Raw genomic sequence first — 18,387 nt, 5'->3', positions numbered from 1 at the left:
GTGCCGAGCACTCTTCCCGCTCCAGAAGGAGAAACCATGAACGCCATCACCGACATCACCCGCCCGCAGCTCCAGAAGTGGCTGATCCAGCGGGTCGGCGAGTACCTGGAGATGTCCCCGGACGACCTCGACCCCGACAGCCCGCTGGCGGAGCTGGGTCTGGACTCCGTCTACGCCCTCGCCCTGTGCGGAGATGTCGAGGACGCCTTCGGCATCACGGTCGAACCGACACTGGCCTGGGACCACCCCACGGTCACGGCGCTGGCCGGGGGCATCCTCGACGACCTCCACCGGGCGAAGGCGGACCGATGAGCGACATCGCCGTCGTCGGTCTGGACGGCAGCTTTCCCGGGGCCGCGGGACCACAGGCCTATTGGGACCTGCTGATGAGCGGCGAGGACGCCATAGCCGAGGTGCCGGCCGACCGGTGGGACAAGAGCGCCTTTCACGACCCACACGGTGCCATGGGGCACACCAACACCACGGCCGGCGGATTCATCGCCGACGCGGACGCCTTCGACCACGAGTTCTTCAACATCTCGCCGCGCGAGGCGGAAGCCATGGACCCCCAGCAGCGACTGCTGCTCCAGGCCGGGTGGCGGGCCTTCGAGGACGCCGGGCTGGATCCACGGCGCCAGGCGGGCACGCGTACCGGGGTCTTCGTCGGGGTCATGGGCAACGAGTGGGCCCAGCTCCACATGACCGACTACGACCGCATCACCGCGCATCTCGGTTCCGGCAACGGCTACTGCATGATCGCGAACCGGCTCTCCTACCACCTGGATCTGAAGGGGCCGAGCTGGGCTGTCGACAGCGCCTGCTCGTCGTCGCTCGTCGCGCTGCACCAGGCATGTGTCGCGCTGCGGGGCGGAGAGTGCGACCAAGCCCTGGTCGGGGGCGTCAATGTCATCCTGACCCCGGCCCTGCACATCTTCTACAGCCAGGCCGGGCTCTCCGCCCCGGATGCGGCGTGCAAACCCTTCAGCCGTCATGCCAACGGCATCGTGCGGGGCGAGGCGGTCGGCGCGGTGGTCCTGCGCCGTCTGGAGGACGCCGTCGCGGCCGGGCTGCGCGTCTACGCGGTGATCAAGGGAAGCGCGGTCAACCAGGACGGCCGCAGCAATGGCCTGACCGCTCCCAACCGTTGGGCGCAGCAGGAGGTCATCACCGAGGCGTACCGACGGGCCGGAGTCCGCCCGCAGGACGTGGTGGCGGTCGAGGCGCACGGCACCGGCACCGTGCTCGGTGACATGATCGAGACCAATGCGCTGGGTGCCGTCCACTCCGTGGAGCGGGAACAGCCCTGCGCCATCGGTTCGGTCAAGGGCAACATCGGGCACACCGAGGGCGCCGCGGGCATCGCCGCCGTGATCAAGGTCGCCCTGGCGCTCGACCGCGGGGTACTGCCGCCCAGCCGTCACGCCAGAACCGAGAACCCTCAGCTGAAGCTCCGTGACAAGGGACTGCGACTGCTCAAGGCCCCACTGCGGCTGACGGACGATACGGCCGTCGTCTCGGTCAGCAGCTTCGGACTCGGCGGCACCAACGCCCACGTGGTGCTGGCATCTCCCGGCGCGGACACACGCCCGCAGGAGCCGGGAGGCGGTGTGCTCACCGTCTCGGCGAACAACCCGGAAGCACTGGCACGCAACGCCGGACAGCTCGCCGAGGACGTCCGGGCCGCACCCGAGCGCCGCATCGGACAGCTGTGCTGGAGCAGTAACCAGGTCAAGTCCTCGGGCCGGCACCGCCTCGCGATCGCGGTGTCCACCAAGGACGAAGCGGTCACCGCCCTGCGGCGGTTCGCGGCCGGGGAGAGGGCCGCGGCCATCGCCACCGGCAACCGGCGGACGGTGTCCATCGGTTGGCTCTTCACCGGCCAGGGCTCCCAGTACCCGGGGATGACCCGCGGGCTGCACACGCACTACGGCTCCTACCGCCGGGCCCTGGCCGAGGTGGACGAGGCGATGGCCCCCTTCCTCGGCGGGTCCATCGTCCAGCACATGCTCGACGGCTCCGCACAGATCGACACCACCGGCCTGGCCCAGCCGGCGATCTTCGCCACGGGCTACGCGCTCGGGCGGACACTGGAGGAGACCTGCGGAGAGCCGGAGTGGATGCTGGGCCACAGTGTCGGGGAGTTCGCCGCCGCCGTGCTGGCCGGAGCGCTGAGTCTCCCGGACGCCTGCCGGCTGGTGGCCGCGCGGGCCGAGCTGATGCAGGGGCTCCCCGCGGGGGGCGGCATGTTGGCCGCGCGCTGTCCCGCGGAGTCCGTCGAGCCACTGCTCGCCGACGAGCCGACGGTGAGCCTGGCGAGCCTCAATGGGCCCGAGGACGTGGTGTGTTCGGGGCCGCTGGAGGCGCTGGAGCGCATCGCCGACAGGCTCGGCGCGGCCGGCGTGACGACACGCCGCCTACAGGTGTCGCACGCCTTCCACTCCTCCATGACGGAGCCGGTGCTCGCCGAGTTCGCGGCCGTCGCGTCGCAGGTCCAGTACCGCCCCGCGCAGCGGGCCGTCTACTCCACCCTGCGCGGGCGCCTGCTCGGTGACGGTGAGCTGATGGACGCCGCTTACTGGACGCAGCACATCAGCCGTCCCGTCCGCTTCTTCGAGGCGATCACCGAGGCCCTGCGCCAGGGGGCGAGCCACCTGGTGGAGATCGGGTCCCGCAGCGTCCTGGGCCCCATGCTGCGGCGTACGCCCGCGGCGCGTGGCATCCCCGTGCTGACGCCGTGCCCGGGGCCGCAGGCGACCGGGGTCGAACTCTCGGAAACCGTCGCGCGACTGTACTGCGACGGCCTGTCCCCCAACTGGGAACCGCTGTACGAGCCAGGGCAGCGCACCCTGCACCGGCTGACACCGTACGCGTTCTCCACGGCGACCCGCTTCTGGGCCGGCGCCCCGGCAAGGCCCGACGGCCCGCGTCGTATGGAGCTCATCGCCACCCGCGACCAGCCGACGCCCGAGCCGCGACCCGAGCGCGCCGACGTGACCGAAGCCGACGCGTTCGAGCGGGACGTGCTCGGCGTCGTCGCCGACGTCTGTGGTTATGCGGCCCACGAGATCCGAGCCGACTCCCTCCTGCACGAGGAGCTCGGATTCGACTCGATCATGCTCATCCAGCTCAAGGACCGGCTGGAGCAGCGGTGGTCACAGCCCATCGACGCCGCCGAGCTGCTCCCCGAACTGACCACCGCGGGCGACATCACCCGCTTCCTGCGCAGCCGTACGGCACCCGACGCGCTGCTTTCGAGGTGAACCCATGACCCATCCCTGTATCACCGCTGTGGGCACTGCCCTGCCCGGCCCGGCCGTGGACAACGACCACCTGGCCAAGACACTCGGGGTCAACCGTGAGTGGGTCGATCTCTTCATCGGCACCAAGACCCGCCACTTCGCCGTCGACCTCACCACGGGCGAACAGCACTCGACACTGACCGACCTGGCCGAAGAGGCGGCGGCGACCGCCATGCGGCGCGCCGGGGCACGGCCCCAGGACATCGACTTCGTCGTCCTGGCCACCGCCTCGCCCGACGAGCTCATGCCCGCCACCGTCAACAAGGTCGCGGACCGCCTGGGGCTCGACCAGATACCCACGTACCAACTGCAGTCCGGCTGCGCCGGCGCCATTCAGGCGCTCGACCTGGGCCGCCTGCTGCTCCAGCGGCCCGAGAACCGTACGGGCCTGGTGATCGGCGGCGATGTGTGCGCCAAACACCTGCGCCTGGACCGGGACTTCACCCGGCTGCCTTCTCATGAGCTCGTCAACTACGTGCTGTTCGGCGACGGAGCCGGAGCCGTGGTGCTCACCGGGCAGGAGGACGCGGAAGGGATGGCCGTGCACACGGTGCTCAACCAGTTCGCGGGCCGCGGCCAGCCGGCGGGCCAGGTGATCAGGTGGTTCGGCGCGGCGGAGAGCACCGACGGCGTCGCCCCCGCCGAAGAGGACTACAAGGCCATCGAGCGACGGGTACCGCACCTCGCCGACGAGATCCTCTGGCAGCTCCTGGAGACCACGGGCTGGACGCCCGAAGACCTCGCATACGTCCTCCCGCCACAGCTGTCGGGCCGTATGACGCGCCGGATAACCGAGCACCTCCAGCTTCCCGGCGCCCAGGAGATCAGCTGCGTCGCGGACACCGGCAACAACGGCAACGCTCTGCCGTTCTTCCAGCTCGAACGCCTCGCGGAACGCATCCGGCCCGGCGAGCGCGCACTGGCGATCTGCGTGGAGTCCAGCAAGTGGCTCAAGGGCGGATTCGCGGTGGAGGGCCGGTGACCACGACGGTGAAGGACCCCGCACAGCAGGACAGCGCCGAGGCCTGGGCCCGACTGCGCCGACTCCGTGACCAGAAGGAGCTCATCGGTTCCTTTCCCGAAGTCTGCTCACTGATCGGCCGGATGGACGAGGAGAAGCGGGCACGTTCGGGGCAGCTGCTGACCACGCTGAGCCCCGACAGCCTCCTCGCCGCCCACCCCAGGATGACGGCGGTCACGGTCGTGGTGACCGGCAACGGCACCTGCGCCCCGCTCGTGGCCCCGCTCACGGCGGAGTTCGCGCGGCACCGGATGGTGCTGCGCACAGCCGGCCACGGACAGTACCTGGCCGACCTCGGTGACCCCGGCGGCCCGGCGTACGACGAAGGCACCGACATCACGCTCTGCCTGCTCGACGCCGACGCCGTGACGGCCGAGCTCGGCGACGTATGGACCGTCGAGGACTGCGAACGCACGTTGCACGCCCTCAGCGCGCGACTGCGCGGACTGGCCCAGGAGCACGACAGAGCCGGCAGCGGCACTCTGGTCCTCAACACGCTCCCTCTGCCCTCATGGCTCGCGCGTCAGCTCATCGACTACCGCTCCCGTGCCCGACTCGGCCTGGCATGGCGGGAGTTCAACAGCTCCCTGCTGCGGCTGGGACTCGACCTGCGGCGCTGTGTGGTGATCGATCTCGACACACGCCTGACCGACGCCACCCCTCTGGACGAGCCACGCCTGCGGACATACGCCAAGGTGGGCTTCTCCGAAGCTCTGCTGCGCGCACTGGCCCAAGAGGCCGCGAGCATCGCCAAGTCACTGCGCGGGCTCGGACGCAAGTGCCTGGTACTCGACCTGGACGGCACGCTGTGGGGCGGGATCCTGGGTGACGACGGCACCCACGGGATCGAGATCGGCAGCCCCGGGAGAGGCGAGGCGTTCACCCGGTTCCAGCGTCTGGTGGCCCAACTCGGCTCGCAGGGAGTCCTGCTGGCCCTGTGCAGCAAGAACGATGAGGACGCGGTACGCGCGGCGCTGCGCGAGAACCCGGAAATGACCTTGCGCGAGAAGGATTTCGTCGCGGTCCGGGCGAACTGGGAGCCCAAGGACCGCAACATCGCCGAGCTGGCCGAGCAGCTGAACATCGGCACCGACAGCATGGTCTTCGTGGACGACAGCGCCTTCGAGGCAGGGCTGGTGCGCGAGAGCCTGCCCGAGGTGGCCGTGGTCGAGCTGGACGGCGAACCCGCCCAGCACCCTTCCCGCCTCTTGGCCGACGACTGGTTCGCCGTCCTCCAGCTGACCGCCGAGGACTACACCCGGCGCGAGAAGTACCAGGCGGAAACGGAGCGCGACTCCTTCCGGACCGGCTTCTCCTCGCTGCGGGACTACCTGGCGGAGCTGGAGATCCGCGTCACCATCACCCACCCGGAGGCGCATGAGGCGGGCCGCATCGCACAGATGACACAGCGCACCAACCAGTTCAACATGACCACCGTGCGCATGGACGCCGCGCAGGTCGAGGAGTATGCCTGCGGGCCCGACACCGCCGTGTGGGCGGTGCGGTCCGCCGACCGCTTCGGAGACCACGGCATCGTCGGCGCGCTGTTCGTGCGCACCGGCCCCGAGGGCGTGCTCACCATCGAGAACACTCTGCTGAGCTGCCGGGTGTTCTCCCGCGGCATCGAGAGCGCCTGTCTGCGCGCCCTGCTGGAACACGCCGCGGATTCAGGAGCCACAGCCGTCACGGCGCACTACCGGCCTACCGCCAAGAACCACAGGTTCGCGGACTTCTACCAGCGGCACGGCTTTGTCCCGCACGGCTCGGACGGGCAGACCCGGCACTGGCGCCATGCTCTGACGCCGCTGCCCGACCCGGTCGGCCACATCACCCTCACTCCGTTGCCGCAAGGAGCAACCACATGATCACTGAAGACGAGTTCCTGGAACTGCTCGACGAGGAGCTGAGTTTGAGCGTGACGCGGGAGGACCTGGCGCGCGACATCGACACCCTGCCCGGCTGGGACTCACTGCACGTCCTGCGCCTCCTGGCGGTGCTGGAAAACGCGACCGGCCGGTCCCTCGCCCTGACCGAGCTGCTGGAAGCCCGTACGCTTGGCCGCGTCCTGGAACTGGCGGCACACGATGTCTGACCGCGGCCGCGTCGCCCGGCAGCGGCGGCACACCCAGTACTTCCTGCGGCACATCCGCCGAGCGGCACCCGTCTTCCTGGACACGGACGTCGACATGACCCGCGTCGTGGCCCACCGCGACGAGGCCGCCGCCGAGGGCCGACGGTTCTCCTACACCAGCTACGTACTGTGGGCGACGACGCGGGTGCTGGAGCACCATCCGGAGTGCAACGCGGCCATCGGCGAGGGCCTGGTGCCCCGCCTGATGCGCACGCCCGAGATCCGGCCCAAGGTCGCGATGGACCGTACGGTCGACGGCGTACGGTCCGTGCTGTCAGCGACCCTGCCGGATATGCGCGGAGCCGAACTGGAGACGTTCCAGCGCGAGGTGGCACGGCTGAGGGACACGCCAGTGGACGATCTGACGGAGCTCCGCGGCGTGCGGGCGCTGCACCGCATGCCCGTCCGTGTGGGGTGGTGGGCGTTCCGCGCCTCGATGGGAAGGCTGAGCAGCCGATCCGCACTCATGGGCACGGTCGCGGTCTCCTCCCTGGGACACCGTGCGGTCAACGGCTTCCACGCGATGGGAGGCACCGCGCTGACCGTGAACGTCGGTCAGGTCCGCGCCGTACCGGTGGTGCGTGACGGCTGTGTGGAGGCTGCCCCCGTCATGCGGTTGAACCTCTGCTTCGACCACCGTGTGGTCGACGGTGCCGAGGCCGCGGACGTGCTCACCGAGATCAAGCAGACGCTGGAGGCGGGACCGGAGCCGGCCACCTCCCGCCCCGCGGAGGCCACCGCCGTACCCGAGCCCCGCCGGCCCCACCTCGCAACGACCGCCACCGACCCGCTCCAGGAGCAGACCCGACCATGACAGAAAAGATCAACTGTGATGTCTGTGTGGTGGGTGGCGGTCCGGCCGGGCTCGCTCTCGCTCTCTCTCTGGTCTCCCGCGGCCACAGTGTCGTCGTCGCGGAAAAGAGCCGAAGCTTCGAACGGTCCTTCCGCGGTGAGTCCGTGTCACCGGATTCGGTCTGGCTGCTGCACAAGATGGGAGTACTGGACGGGCTGCGCGGCCAGAACATCCTCGACGTCCGTCGAATCGAACTCACCGATGCCGGAAAGACGGTACTGGGAGTCGACTTCGACACCTTTGACAAGCCCATCCGGTACCCGGTCGAGGTGCCGCAACCGATGCTGCTGGCCGAACTGGCCAGGGTCGCGGATTCCCACCCGGGCTTCCGCCTGCTGCGGCAACTGCGCGCCACGGAACTGCTCCGTGAGGGGCAGCGGGTCACCGGCGTGCGGGGGGAGTCCCCGGAGGGACCCGTGGAGATCCGGGCCAAGCTCACGGTCGGGGCCGACGGGCGCTACAGCAAGGTCCGCGAGTGGGCCGGCCTGAGCCACCACAAGGTGCCCCTGGAACGAGACTTCCTGTGGTTCACCGTGCGCTGCCCGGACGACTGGAGCAACGACACCTATCGCGTGCGGATCAGGGGGAATACGCACGCCATGTGCATCCCCACCTATCCGGACCTGGTCCGCGTGGGCGTCAACATCCCCAAGGACGGACTCAAGGCGTGGCGTTCCGAGGGGATCGAGAGGCTGCACAGGCGAATCGACGAGCTCGCTCCCGAACTGTCGACGTCCGTCCGCGACCAGGTACGGGCCTGGTCGGACACATCCATGCTGGAAATCTTCACCAGCACGGTGCCCAAGTGGAGCACCCCCGGACTGGTCCTCATCGGGGACGCCGCGCACACCCTGTCGCCGGTCCTCGCGCAGGGAGTGAACCACGCCATCATCGACGGTGTCCGACTGGCACCCATGGTCAGCCATGCGCTGGCCGCCCCCGGCACCGGCGCGGCCCTCGACCACGCCTGCCTCATGTTCCAGCAGACCCGCGAGCCCCACATCGAGCAGGCCCGTGCCATGCAGCTGCGCCAGGAGAAGCTCTTCGCCCTGGCCACACCTGCCGCACAGGCGGTGCGCCGCACCCTCTACCGCGCAGTCGACCGTGTACCGGCCGTGAAGCGCCGGATCTGGGGAAGCCTGTACTACGGCCTGGCCCAGGAAGGCGCGACACCCCCGTCGCCCGGACACGCGCCGATTACGCAGGCGCCGCCGACCACGAGAGGAAAGTGAGCGGACGTGGCCTTCCCCGTGGTCCCACCCGACATCAGCTACCTCGACGAACTCAAGCAACTCTTCCAGCTCCACGCGCGGGCCCAAGGCATCCCGGCACGCCGGTGCGCGCAACTCCTGGCGCGCATCACCGAGGAGAGCGGGCCCGGCCCGCACGCGTGGGCGCAGGTCTGGTCGCGGGCCGCTGCCGCGCGAGCGGCCCGCGGCGACCACCTCGGTGCCTGTCGCTACTACAACGCGGCCAGATTCCCCTTCGTCGACGGCGCGCCCCGGGAGCAGGCACTCGCCCGCTGTGTCGAGGAACTGCGCCTGTGGGGCGGCCCGCGGGGCATCGAGCAGATCACGGTGCCCCTGGACGGGGCCCGGCTGCGGGTGTGGACCTCATCACCGGACCCGAGGAGACCGCTGCTCGTCGTGCTCGGCGGTATCGTCAGCATCAAGGAGCAGTGGGCCCAGCTCCTGCCGACGGCACGGCGCCTGGGGATGACGGTGGCCGTGACCGAGATGCCGGGGGTGGGCGAGAACTCCCTGACCTACTCGCGGGACAGCTGGCGGATGCTGCCCGCGCTCCTGGACCGGCTGGCGGACCGGGCTGATGTGTCCCGCACGAGCCTGCTCGCCCTCAGCTTCAGCGGCCATCTGGCGTTGCGCGCAGCCGGCCACGACTCCCGTATCCGCGGTATCGCCACCGTGGGCCCCCCGGTGACGGAGTTCTTCCGGGACCGGGAGTGGTGGAACACCGTCCCCAGGACGACGAAACGCACTCTGTGCCATCTCACCGGCGCCGCGCCTGAGGAGCTGTTCGACACCATGGCGGACTGGGCCCTCGACGACACCGAGCTCGCCCGGATCACCATTCCGGTGCACACCGTCGCCAGCCGCCGCGACGAGATCATTCCGCCCGGCGACGTCCTCAGACTGCGCACGCGCCTGCCGCGGGCGCAGGTGCTTGAGCACGACGACGTGCACGGATCACCGCATCACATGGCGGCGACCAAGCTGTGGATGGCCCGTTCACTGCTGCTGATGGGCGGCGATACCGGGCTGCGCCCCAAAGCGCTGGGAGCCGCGGTCTCGGCGTTGTCCGCGGTGGCGCGCGTCCGAGGCAGGGTGGGATGAGCCGCTATCTGCCGCAGCGGCGCCCGGAAGCGGAGATGGTGTTGCTGTGCTTCCACCACGCCGGTGGGGGCACCGCCCTGTTCCGCGGATGGCAGGAGAGCCTCGGGCCGGACATCGCCGTGTGGCCGGTCCTGCTGCCGGGACGCGAGCGCAGGATCCGTGAACCGCGCCTGACCGATCCCACGCAGCTCGTCGAAGAGCTGGCCGCGGAACTCGGCCCGCTGCTCGACCGGCCGCACGCCTTCTTCGGGCACAGCATGGGCGCCCTGATCGCTCACCGGCTGATCGCGTCGCGGCAGCACGAGGGCGGCCGGCTTCCTTCCGCCCTGTTCGCCTCGGCGTGCGCTCCGCCACTCAGCCCGGTGCACTCGTCCGCGAGCCTCGTCGGTGACGACGAACTCATCGCCCGGCTCCGGCGTCTGGGTGGTATGCCTGAGGAACTCCTTGAGCATCCCGAATGGCTCCGGCTGGCTCTGCCGGTCATTCGCGACGATCTGGAACTGTGCAGACCGCGTCCGGGAGAGACCGCCCAGGTGCTCTCCTGCCCCATTCATCGGTGCGGTGGGACAGAAGATAGGTTGGTGGGCGAGGCAGAGCTGCGGGGCTGGCAAGCGTTGACGGAGGCCGGCGGAACCCTCGCGATGTTCAGCGGCGATCACTTCTATGTCAAACAACGGCCGGACAGTCTTTTCCGGCATCTCAGGGACGTGTTGTCCGAAACCGTTCTGTGCAAAAAGTAAGAAAGTGAACAGATAAAGCATGCGTTCCATAGAAAAATCGATCACTATCTCCGCCGCCCCCGATGTAGTCTGGTCTGTTCTCGTCGACTTCGAGAACTACCGGCATTGGAACCCTTTCGTGCTGTGGGCAGAGGGGAAGCCGGTGGTCGGCGAAACTCTCAAGGCTCACATCCGCCCGCCCGGCGGCAAGGGCATGACCCATCAGCCGACCGTGACCATCGCCGAGCCGGGGCGTCACCTGCAGTGGCTGGGGAAGGTCGCCGTCCCCGGCCTGTTCTCGGGGCGGCACGAGTTCCTTCTCGAACCCGCGGGCAAGGGGACACTGCTGCGGCAGCGGGAGGAGTTCACCGGGGTCCTCGTGCCCCTGCTCGGCCGTACCCTTGAGCGCACCGAAACGGGATTCGTGCAGCTGAATGAGGCGTTGAAGGAACGGGCAGAGGCCGTGGCAGGCTGACCCGCACCGCTCTGCCCCGGCTGCCCCGAGCCCTGGGGGCGTGCGCCCCCCATCAGCCGGGGCTGTCGACCATATCCGTCTCGCGATTCACCCAGTACTCCGCGAACTCGCGCGGGACGGGCGAGCGGCGCCAGGCATGGCTGACCCGGGACAACCACACAGCCTCATCCTCGATGCTCTTCCCGCCCGGGACCGGCCATTCCTGCTCACAGACAGACGGCGCGCCGGTCCCACCTGAGCGCAGCCCGGCCTCGATCCAGCACGCCTCCGCGAGAACGGCGAGTTGTTCCTCCGCCACTTCCTTCTGCCGAAGAAATGCCAGCGCCTCGTCGCCCACCGTGGCAGGCAGCCGGGAGCGCAGGTGGACCATGCCGTCCCGGATCTCGATGATGCGCCGATATCTCCGCAGCTCGGCAGCGCCCAGGCCCCCGGCCCCTGAAGTCATCCCGTGCGGTACCGGCAGAACTATCTCGGGGAACTCCCGTCCGACGGTTCGCCACAGCGGATTCAGCGAGTGCAGCGAGCGGTACAGGGACAAACCTTTGCGCGCACCGGACAGTGCTGGGAGGGTGACTCCGATCACCATGAGGCCCACCGCGATCGCCAGCAGCGCATCCGATACTTGAGCGATGATCCCTTTCGGAAGTTCTGCGCTGAACAGATGGGCTACTACATAGACGATCTTGTAGATCGCATAGAGCGCATTGAGGACCAGCCCGAGCCAAACCGTACGGAACCCGATCCGCAGGAGCGGAGCAGTGCTGCTACGGCTCACGCGCCAGAACAGTACGGCCGTGGTCATCAGCGCGGCGCCCAGGTACGTCTCCAGGATCAGCCAGTAGACAACGGCAGCGGGCGAATCCGTACCAGCGGCAAGGAACTCATCCGCCGAAGCGTATATTTCACCGGGATCAAGGGCGTACAGAAACATCAGGAGCAGCGCCACCGCCACAGCGCCACCCGCCTGCAACGTAAGCGCCCGCGCCTTGACCGCGTACAGGCCGGTCACCAAGGAAATAAAACGCAACAGTGCTGTGGCTCCGGCCACTCCGAGGAGATGGTAGAGCAGCGGGGCGATATCGTAGCCACCCGCGAGGGAATTGATCCCGTCCCGCACTGTGGAGAGAGCCGCCGTCTTCGCCAATGCGAGCGTCAGGAAGATCAGCCACAGCGCGCGTTCACTGGCGCCGCGAGCCAGCGAAGGTACACGGAGAACGACGGTTGCCCAAAGCAGCCCCAGAACGATTGCGTTCAGCAGCGCAGCCACTCGTGAGTCCTATCACCTGTAGTACTGAAACGCCTTGGCTATGGCCAAGGCCGTAACTGGTCTGTCTTCGCCACGGGGCGACGCCTTCTGGCTCGCGCGCGCTCGAATCAACGAAGCGAACAGCTCGGCTTCCTGCTCCTGCTCGGTCGTATAGCTGGCCCGCCCGAGGACGCGTTTCACCGTATTCGGGTCGAGATTCGGCATCAGACGGGCGATCAGCGTGGTGTCCGCGCGTAGGTTCTGCGTATGATCGCCCAGGATATGGCCAAGCTCATGCAATATGATGTGCTCTGAATGCAGCCGGGACGTATTCGGCTCATAGAAAATGTAGTCGGCCTCTCCGGTGGACAACCACATCCCACACGGTGTCGAACTGCCCATTCCTTGCATGGGCAGTAGCCGAAGGGGCCGCTTCCGTCGCCGGGACACCTGGGCGCAGATGTCGTCAATATCAAACGGGTGGGATACGTCGAGGCCACGCAGGGCGGACTCACAGCGTTCCTGTACCCGCTTCATGGAGCCTCCCGCTCGTCGATGGAAACCCAACCTGATGTGGGCAACTCAAATCGCTCACCGCATCCGGGGGTATGGCGCTGCGCATACTCATCAAATAGTACCTGGCCGCCTCCCTCGTCCGGCGCCCCGTCGGCAACCAGATCCCACGGCCCCAACGCGATTTCACACAAGCGTGTCTGACCGGCGTTCAACCACGAGTAAGGCGGTACTGAGGGAGCGCGCAGTTTCTCGACAGGCATCGCTGGTCCGCACGGGCCGGCACGGACACCGAAGTGCGCCGAGATCCCGGTTCGCGGGTTGCTGCCCCTGCACCGCAGTCGGCCCGCTGCGGTGCAGGGGCGGTCTTGAACGGCGTATGTGAATACTGGCGGAATATTTCGGGGACCGCAGGCCGATACGGAGCGGAAACGGCTGCGGGGCCTGCTTGAACTTGTTCCCCGCGAGGCGGCGGTGGGCGTCGAGGAAGGGTCTTCGTTACGTTCTGGATGCCGACCGCGGCCCCGCCGAGGACGCCACCACGTCCTCCGCCATGCTCAGCCGGATCAGATGCGCCACCGTAGGCGCCGTCCGCTTGCTGCGGATGCGGCGCAAGTACGTGCTCACCGTGTGGACGCTGATGCCGAGGCGTCGGGCCACCTGCTTGTGGGAGAGGCCTGCCGCGATGTGCGCCAGCACCTGACGCTCTCGGTGGGACAGCGCCGGAGCGCTCTGCGGGCGGCTGGTTGCTGGCATGTTCCCTCCGGGAGGGACTGGCTACTGGCGACTTCTACGAGGCTGTGACCGCGACTCGGTTTGATCTAACCATGGCCGTGCGGAAACAGAAAGGAATCGCCGTACCCCTCGCGGCGCCCCGCGCAAGCCTTTCGCTACCGAGCGACATTGGCCTTGTCAAGTCACCAACTTGGGTGACTTTAGGCGCGCTTCCGGGCGGGTGAGTGTGAAGCCGCAGCGCAAGGCCGGTCGTCGGCACAGAAGCAGCACAGGGCCGGTACAGAGGCGGACCAGGGGGAACGTTGAGGCACTTTCGCCTGCTCGTCGTGGGTAACGGCGTCTCGGCGTACGGCAGTTACCTGAACATGGTCGCCCTCAACGTCTTCATCTATGACGTGACCGACAGTGCCCTGGCCGCCGGGCTGTTCATGGCCGTACGTCTCATGACCAGCGTCGTATCCGGCTTTGTGAGCGGACGGCTGGTCTCGGCGTACGACCGCAAGAGGTTGATGGTCGGCGCCGATCTCACGCAGTGCCTCGCCATGGTAGCGCTGTTGATCGCACCCGAGGCCGGGCGGGCGGGACTGCTGTACGTCCTCGCCGTCGTCACCGGGTTCTGCTCGACCCTCTCGGGCGTCGCCCTGCGTAGCAGCATCCCGGAGATCGTCGGCGGTGACCTGCGGGTACGCGCCAACTCGCTGCTCGCCACCGGGCGTTCGCTGGCGATGATCGCCGGGTTCGCCTCGGCGGGTCTCGTGGTCGCGCAGCTGGGATACGTCGCCGCCATCTCTCTCGACGCCGCCTCCTTCGCCGTCTCGGCCAGTGTCCTTCTCGCCCTGCCGATCCGTACGAAGGCCGCCGAGCCGGAGGAGAGCCGGCGCGGCGGTGAGGAAGCCGCCGGGCGTGTGCGGCGGCAGGCCGGTTCCCTGCTGTTGCTGCGCGCCGCCCCCGTCCTCGCCGTCATGATCGCCGTCAGGGCCGCCGACGGCCTCGGTTCGTCGTCCCACAACGTCGCCCTGCCCGTCTACTCCAGCGCCCTCGATCCGTCGCATCCCGCCACGTTCGTCAGCCAGTTCTGGGCCACGTGGGCCATCGGCAACATCGTCATGCAGCAGGTGTGCGGGAGATGGGCGGGGCGCGACGGGCGGCAGGGCCCCGGGGAGCGGGCCTTCGCGATCGGGGCCTGTGTGATGTCGGCCGCGTTCATCGTGGTCTTCGCCGGGCTGCCCACGGGCGTGGCCGTCGCGGCGGCCCTGGTGGCGGGCATGGCCGACGGGCTCACCGAGATCGCCTACGTCAGCCGGCTCCAGGCGGCCCCCGACGAGCAGCGCGGCCGGCTCTTCGGCCTCTCCGCCTCCGTCGAGAACACCGGCTTCGGCCTCGGGATGCTCGTGAGCGGCGCGCTCCTCGACCACTTCCGGCCGCTGCAAGTCGTGGGTCTGCTGCACGGGGTGGCGATCGTCCTGTGCCTCGGGATGTTCGTCGTGCTGGTGCGGTACGGCCGCCGGGGCCGGTCCGCGCCCGACACGGCACGAGAACGCGTACCGGACGTACCGTCCGTCGAGAGAGAGGCCCGATGACCACCGCCGCCCCCGACGCCGTGGCCGTCGTAGGGATGTCCTTCCGGCTGCCCGGCGCGGACACCCCCGAGGAGTACTGGCGCACGATCCGTGATGGCGCCGACCGTATCCGCCGCTTCACCGAGGCCGAACTCGCTGCGGCCGGTGTGCCCGAGGAGCGGTACCGCGCCGACGAATTCGTCGGGGCCAGCGGCGTCCTGGAGGGCATCGCGGGTTTCGACGCGGGCTTCTTCGGGATGAGCGCGCACGAGGCCCGCATCACCGACCCCCAGCAGCGGCTCTTCCTGGAGTGCGTCCACCACGCCCTGGAGAACGCCGGGTACGCGGGCGGAGCGGGGTACGCGGGCGGACAAGGCGGCGGTGGTGGCGGTGGCCGCGACATCGGCGTCTACGCCAGCACCGGCTACCACCTGTACTCCCTCCAGACCTACCTCCAGAACAACGTCCTGCCGGACGGCGTGGCCGACTGGGTGGCCGGGCTCCAGGTCACCGTCGGCAACTTCGCCGACTTCACCGCCAACCGCGCCGCGTACCGCCTCGGTCTGACCGGCCCTGCCCTCAACGTCCAGACGGCGTGCTCCAGTTCGCTGACGGCGGTGTACCTCGCCGCGCAGTCCGTGGCCCACGGCGAGTGCGACATCGCGGTGGCCGGGGCCACCGCCGTCCACGTGCCGCAGGTCCTCGGCTACCAGTACGTCAAGGGCTCCATCCTCTCCAAGAGCGGCTACCTGCGGCCCTTCGACGCCGACGCCGACGGCACCGTCGGCGGCACGGGCGTCGCGGCCGTCGTGCTCAAGCGCCTCGACCGGGCCCTCGCGGACGGCGACCACATCCACGGCGTCATCCGGGGCTGGGGAGTCAACAACGACGGCGCGGACAAGCGGGCGTTCACCGCGCCCAGCGCCGACGGCCAGCGGGGCGCCATCCGGCGCGCCCTGGAGAAGGCGGGCGTCGGCGCGGACACCATCGGCTACCTGGAGGCCCACGGCACCGGCACCTTCAAGGGCGACCCGATCGAGTTCGAGGGGGCCACCGCCGCGTTCCGCGCCGACACCGACCGCACCGGCTACTGCGCTCTCGGCTCGGTCAAGGCCAACATCGGTCACCTCGATGTGTGTTCGGGCCTGGCGAGCCTCATCAAGGCGCTGCTCGTGCTGCGGCACGGCGTCATCCCGCCGATGGCGGGCTTCCGCCGCCCGAACCCCGCCCTCGACCTCGCGGCGAGCCCGTTCTACATCCCCGACACCGCACGGCCCTGGCCCCGAGGCGACGCCGTCCGAGGCGACGTGCCCCGAGGTGACGTGCCGCGCCGGGCCTGCGTCAGCTCCTTCGGCGTCGGCGGCACCAACGTCCACGTCGTCCTGGAAGAGGCCCCCGAGCCCACGCCCCGCCCCCTCGCCGGCACACCGCCGCCCCCGGACATCCTCGTCGTCTCCGGCCACACCGAGGCGGCGCTCACCGACAACGCCCGCGCCCTGCGCGACCACCTGCGCGCGCACCCCGACACGCACCCCGCGGACGTCGTGACGACGCTGGCACTCGGCCGCGCCCACCGCAGGCACCGCCTCGCGGTACGCGGCGACACCGTGGCCGTGCTCACCGCCGCCCTCGACGCCTGGCTGGCGTCCCCACCACCGGCGGCGACCGGGACGGACGGGGCCGACACCGGGTTCCTCTTCACGGGACAGGGCAGTCTCCACAGGGGCGCGGCACGCCACCTCCACGACCGTTTCCCCCTCGTACGCGAGGTCCTGGCGGCCTGCGAACGGCAGTACGCCGCGCTCACCGGCGGCGACAGCCTGCTGGCCCCGCTGCTGGACCAGGAGGAGAACCCCGGGGCCGAGCCCCCGTGGCCCACCGAACTGGCGCAGCCCGCGCTCTTCGCCCTCCAGTGCGCGCTGGTCCGCCTCTGGCAGGAGGCGGGGATCACGCCGAGCGTGGTGGCCGGGCACAGCGTGGGCGAGTACGCGGCGCTGTACGCGGCCGGGGCGCTCGGCATCGAGGACGGGCTGCGCCTGACGGCAGGCCGCGGCGTGCTCATGCGCCGCCACTGCGCACCCGGCGCGATGGTCGCGGTCCCGGTGGGGGCGCGCGAGGCCGCGGAACTGGCCGCCGAGATTCCCGGCGTGGAACTCGCCGTCGTCAACGGCCCGCGCAGCCACGTCCTCGCGGGTCCGGCCGCGGCCGTGGAGCGCCTGAAGGAACTGCTGGCCGCACGCGGGGTCCCGGCGCGGGAGCTGCCGGTGCGGCACGCGTTCCACACGGCGCTGATGGGCCCGGCCCTCGACGGGCTGCGGGAACTGTGCGCGGAGGTGGAGTTCAGGCCGGTCGACGTGCCGTTCGTGAGCGGCGTCGACGGGCGCACCCGGCCGCCGGGCTGGCTCCCGGACACCGAGTACGTCGTACGTCAGACGCGTCACCCGGTGAGATTCGCCGACGCCCTGCGCGAACTGCGCACGTCGCACCCGGCCACCGGCACGCTCCTGGAGCTCGGCCCGCACACCACACTCAGCGGTCTCGCGCGGCGGGAGCTGCCGGACCGGGCGGCGTATCCGACGCTGCGGCGCGGGGCCGGACTCGTGCCGCTGTGGGACGCGGCAGCCGGGCTCCACCGGGCCGGGGCGCCGGTCGACTGGCGGACGTTCATGGGCGGGGCGGGCCGCAGGGTCCCCCTGCCCGGTTACCGATTCCAGCACAAGGACTACTGGACAGGGCCGGAGAACCACCTTCCCCGGCCCGCACAACCGGCAAGGGATGAGGCCGAAGTGGCACAGGACGCAAAGGGCGCACAGGGCGCACTGGACGCGGCAGCGGTCGAGCGCGTGCTCCAGCACGTCATCAAGGTCACCGCGCGACACCTCAGCTACGACACGAGTGAGATAGCCGAGGACGCCTCCTTCTTCGACCTCGGCGCGGACTCGTTGCAGATGATCGGCGTACTGCGGGAGTTGGAGGAGGAGCACCGGGTCAAGGTGTCGATGCGGGAGCTCTTCGAGGAGGCGGGGTCGGCGAAGGGGCTGGCGCTGATCATCGTGCGGAAGACGGGAGGGGCGGGGGCGGCGCCCGCGACACCTGAGCCGCCCGCGCCCGCGCCTTCGCCTTCGCTGACGGCTCCCTCACTCATGGCCCCGGAGCCGCCCGCCCCGGTCGCCACCCCCGCTCCCGTCGCCCGGCCCGAGTACGCCACCCGCCAAGAGGTCGAGGACCTCGTACGCCAGGTGCGCCAGCTCTCTCAGATGCAGCTCCAACTGATGGGACAGCTCTCGCAGTTGCTGGCCACCCAGGCCACCCAGGCCACCCAGGCCACTCAGGCCGCCCAGGCCGCCCCGACCGCCCGGGCGGACCGATGAGCACCCCCCAGCGCTCCGTCTCCGCCGCGGTCGACCAGGACCTCGCCGCGATGGCCGAACTCTCGCAGCGCATCGCCGAGCAGATGGGCGCACCGACGCCGACGCCGGCACCCC

General features: G+C 69.8%; 15 protein-coding genes. 12 read left to right on the top strand and 3 right to left on the bottom strand.

Translation table 11 applies throughout. From position 1 onward, the window contains the following. Positions 1-36: 36 nt before the first annotated feature. Genes ACOBQB_RS20710 through ACOBQB_RS20665 form a run of 10 tightly spaced genes read left to right on the top strand, consistent with a single transcriptional unit; the run spans position 37 to position 10,849 of the window. Positions 37-312 (top strand): acyl carrier protein, encoded by a 276-nt coding sequence (locus ACOBQB_RS20710; RefSeq protein WP_423593658.1) that lies wholly within the window; start codon positions 37-39, stop codon positions 310-312. Continuing rightward, entirely contained in the window at positions 309-3,260 is a 2,952-nt protein-coding gene (locus ACOBQB_RS20705; RefSeq protein WP_423593657.1) for a type I polyketide synthase, read from the top strand. Before ACOBQB_RS20710 ends, ACOBQB_RS20705 begins: the two co-directional genes overlap by 4 nt. Positions 3,261-3,264: 4 nt before the next feature. Further along, positions 3,265-4,281, top strand: a complete 1,017-nt coding sequence (locus ACOBQB_RS20700; protein ID WP_423593656.1) for a 3-oxoacyl-ACP synthase III family protein — start codon at positions 3,265-3,267, stop codon at positions 4,279-4,281. Further along, positions 4,278-6,185, top strand: coding sequence for an HAD-IIIC family phosphatase (locus ACOBQB_RS20695; RefSeq protein ID WP_423593655.1), 1,908 nt, complete (start codon positions 4,278-4,280; stop codon positions 6,183-6,185). Before ACOBQB_RS20700 ends, ACOBQB_RS20695 begins: the two co-directional genes overlap by 4 nt. Next, complete coding sequence (locus ACOBQB_RS20690) at positions 6,182-6,412, top strand: phosphopantetheine-binding protein (protein ID WP_423593654.1); 231 nt, start codon at positions 6,182-6,184, stop codon at positions 6,410-6,412. Before ACOBQB_RS20695 ends, ACOBQB_RS20690 begins: the two co-directional genes overlap by 4 nt. Next, positions 6,405-7,265, top strand: coding sequence for a 2-oxo acid dehydrogenase subunit E2 (locus ACOBQB_RS20685; protein WP_423593653.1), 861 nt, complete (start codon positions 6,405-6,407; stop codon positions 7,263-7,265). Before ACOBQB_RS20690 ends, ACOBQB_RS20685 begins: the two co-directional genes overlap by 8 nt. Beyond that, a complete protein-coding gene (locus ACOBQB_RS20680; protein ID WP_423593652.1) occupies positions 7,262-8,536 on the top strand; it encodes an FAD-dependent monooxygenase in 1,275 nt (424 codons plus the stop codon). The genes ACOBQB_RS20685 and ACOBQB_RS20680 overlap by 4 nt, the downstream gene beginning before the upstream one ends. A 6-nt stretch (positions 8,537-8,542) precedes the next feature. Further along, on the top strand, positions 8,543-9,655 hold the full coding sequence (locus ACOBQB_RS20675) for an alpha/beta fold hydrolase (RefSeq protein WP_423593651.1): 1,113 nt from the start codon (positions 8,543-8,545) through the stop codon (positions 9,653-9,655). Next, on the top strand, positions 9,652-10,395 hold the full coding sequence (locus ACOBQB_RS20670; RefSeq protein ID WP_423593650.1) for a thioesterase II family protein: 744 nt from the start codon (positions 9,652-9,654) through the stop codon (positions 10,393-10,395). The genes ACOBQB_RS20675 and ACOBQB_RS20670 overlap by 4 nt, the downstream gene beginning before the upstream one ends. Before the next feature lie 19 nt (positions 10,396-10,414). Next, on the top strand, positions 10,415-10,849 hold the full coding sequence (locus tag ACOBQB_RS20665; RefSeq protein WP_423593649.1) for an SRPBCC family protein: 435 nt from the start codon (positions 10,415-10,417) through the stop codon (positions 10,847-10,849). Between the two features lie 52 nt (positions 10,850-10,901). On the opposite strand, the gene ACOBQB_RS20660 is transcribed toward ACOBQB_RS20665, so the two are convergent. The 3 genes from ACOBQB_RS20660 to ACOBQB_RS20650 form a co-directional block, all read right to left on the bottom strand. After that, complete coding sequence (locus tag ACOBQB_RS20660; RefSeq protein WP_423593648.1) at positions 10,902-12,116, bottom strand: MAB_1171c family putative transporter; 1,215 nt, start codon at positions 12,114-12,116, stop codon at positions 10,902-10,904. A gap of 12 nt (positions 12,117-12,128) precedes the next feature. Next, positions 12,129-12,473, bottom strand: coding sequence for a hypothetical protein (locus ACOBQB_RS20655; protein ID WP_423593647.1), 345 nt, complete (start codon positions 12,471-12,473; stop codon positions 12,129-12,131). Between the two features lie 633 nt (positions 12,474-13,106). Further along, the gene (locus ACOBQB_RS20650; protein ID WP_423593646.1) at positions 13,107-13,364 is read right to left on the bottom strand and encodes a response regulator transcription factor; all 258 of its coding nucleotides are present in this window, start codon (positions 13,362-13,364) and stop codon (positions 13,107-13,109) included. A gap of 281 nt (positions 13,365-13,645) precedes the next feature. Between ACOBQB_RS20650 and ACOBQB_RS20645 the strand changes: the two genes are divergently transcribed. Together ACOBQB_RS20645 and ACOBQB_RS20640 are read left to right on the top strand one after the other, a co-directional pair. Beyond that, positions 13,646-14,923, top strand: coding sequence for an MFS transporter (locus ACOBQB_RS20645; RefSeq protein ID WP_423593645.1), 1,278 nt, complete (start codon positions 13,646-13,648; stop codon positions 14,921-14,923). Continuing rightward, positions 14,920-18,273, top strand: coding sequence for a type I polyketide synthase (locus ACOBQB_RS20640; RefSeq protein ID WP_423593644.1), 3,354 nt, complete (start codon positions 14,920-14,922; stop codon positions 18,271-18,273). The genes ACOBQB_RS20645 and ACOBQB_RS20640 overlap by 4 nt, the downstream gene beginning before the upstream one ends. Positions 18,274-18,387 lie beyond the last annotated feature (114 nt).

It is taken from the genome of Streptomyces sp. G5(2025), assembly GCF_049542075.1.
In the GTDB taxonomy this organism is placed as follows: Bacteria; Actinomycetota; Actinomycetes; order Streptomycetales; family Streptomycetaceae; genus Streptomyces.
This window is presented reverse-complemented; position numbering and strand designations above follow the sequence as displayed.

Coding starts and splice junctions, on each gene's coding strand:
- ACOBQB_RS20700 (WP_423593656.1), top strand. CDS start 3,265: ATGACCCATCCCTGTATCACCGCTGTGGGCACTGCCCTGCCCGGCCCG.
- ACOBQB_RS20665 (WP_423593649.1), top strand. CDS start 10,415: ATGCGTTCCATAGAAAAATCGATCACTATCTCCGCCGCCCCCGATGTA.
- ACOBQB_RS20640 (WP_423593644.1), top strand. CDS start 14,920: ATGACCACCGCCGCCCCCGACGCCGTGGCCGTCGTAGGGATGTCCTTC.
- ACOBQB_RS20655 (WP_423593647.1), bottom strand. CDS start 12,473: ATGTGGTTGTCCACCGGAGAGGCCGACTACATTTTCTATGAGCCGAAT.
- ACOBQB_RS20690 (WP_423593654.1), top strand. CDS start 6,182: ATGATCACTGAAGACGAGTTCCTGGAACTGCTCGACGAGGAGCTGAGT.
- ACOBQB_RS20670 (WP_423593650.1), top strand. CDS start 9,652: ATGAGCCGCTATCTGCCGCAGCGGCGCCCGGAAGCGGAGATGGTGTTG.
- ACOBQB_RS20685 (WP_423593653.1), top strand. CDS start 6,405: ATGTCTGACCGCGGCCGCGTCGCCCGGCAGCGGCGGCACACCCAGTAC.
- ACOBQB_RS20650 (WP_423593646.1), bottom strand. CDS start 13,364: ATGCCAGCAACCAGCCGCCCGCAGAGCGCTCCGGCGCTGTCCCACCGA.
- ACOBQB_RS20705 (WP_423593657.1), top strand. CDS start 309: ATGAGCGACATCGCCGTCGTCGGTCTGGACGGCAGCTTTCCCGGGGCC.
- ACOBQB_RS20680 (WP_423593652.1), top strand. CDS start 7,262: ATGACAGAAAAGATCAACTGTGATGTCTGTGTGGTGGGTGGCGGTCCG.
- ACOBQB_RS20710 (WP_423593658.1), top strand. CDS start 37: ATGAACGCCATCACCGACATCACCCGCCCGCAGCTCCAGAAGTGGCTG.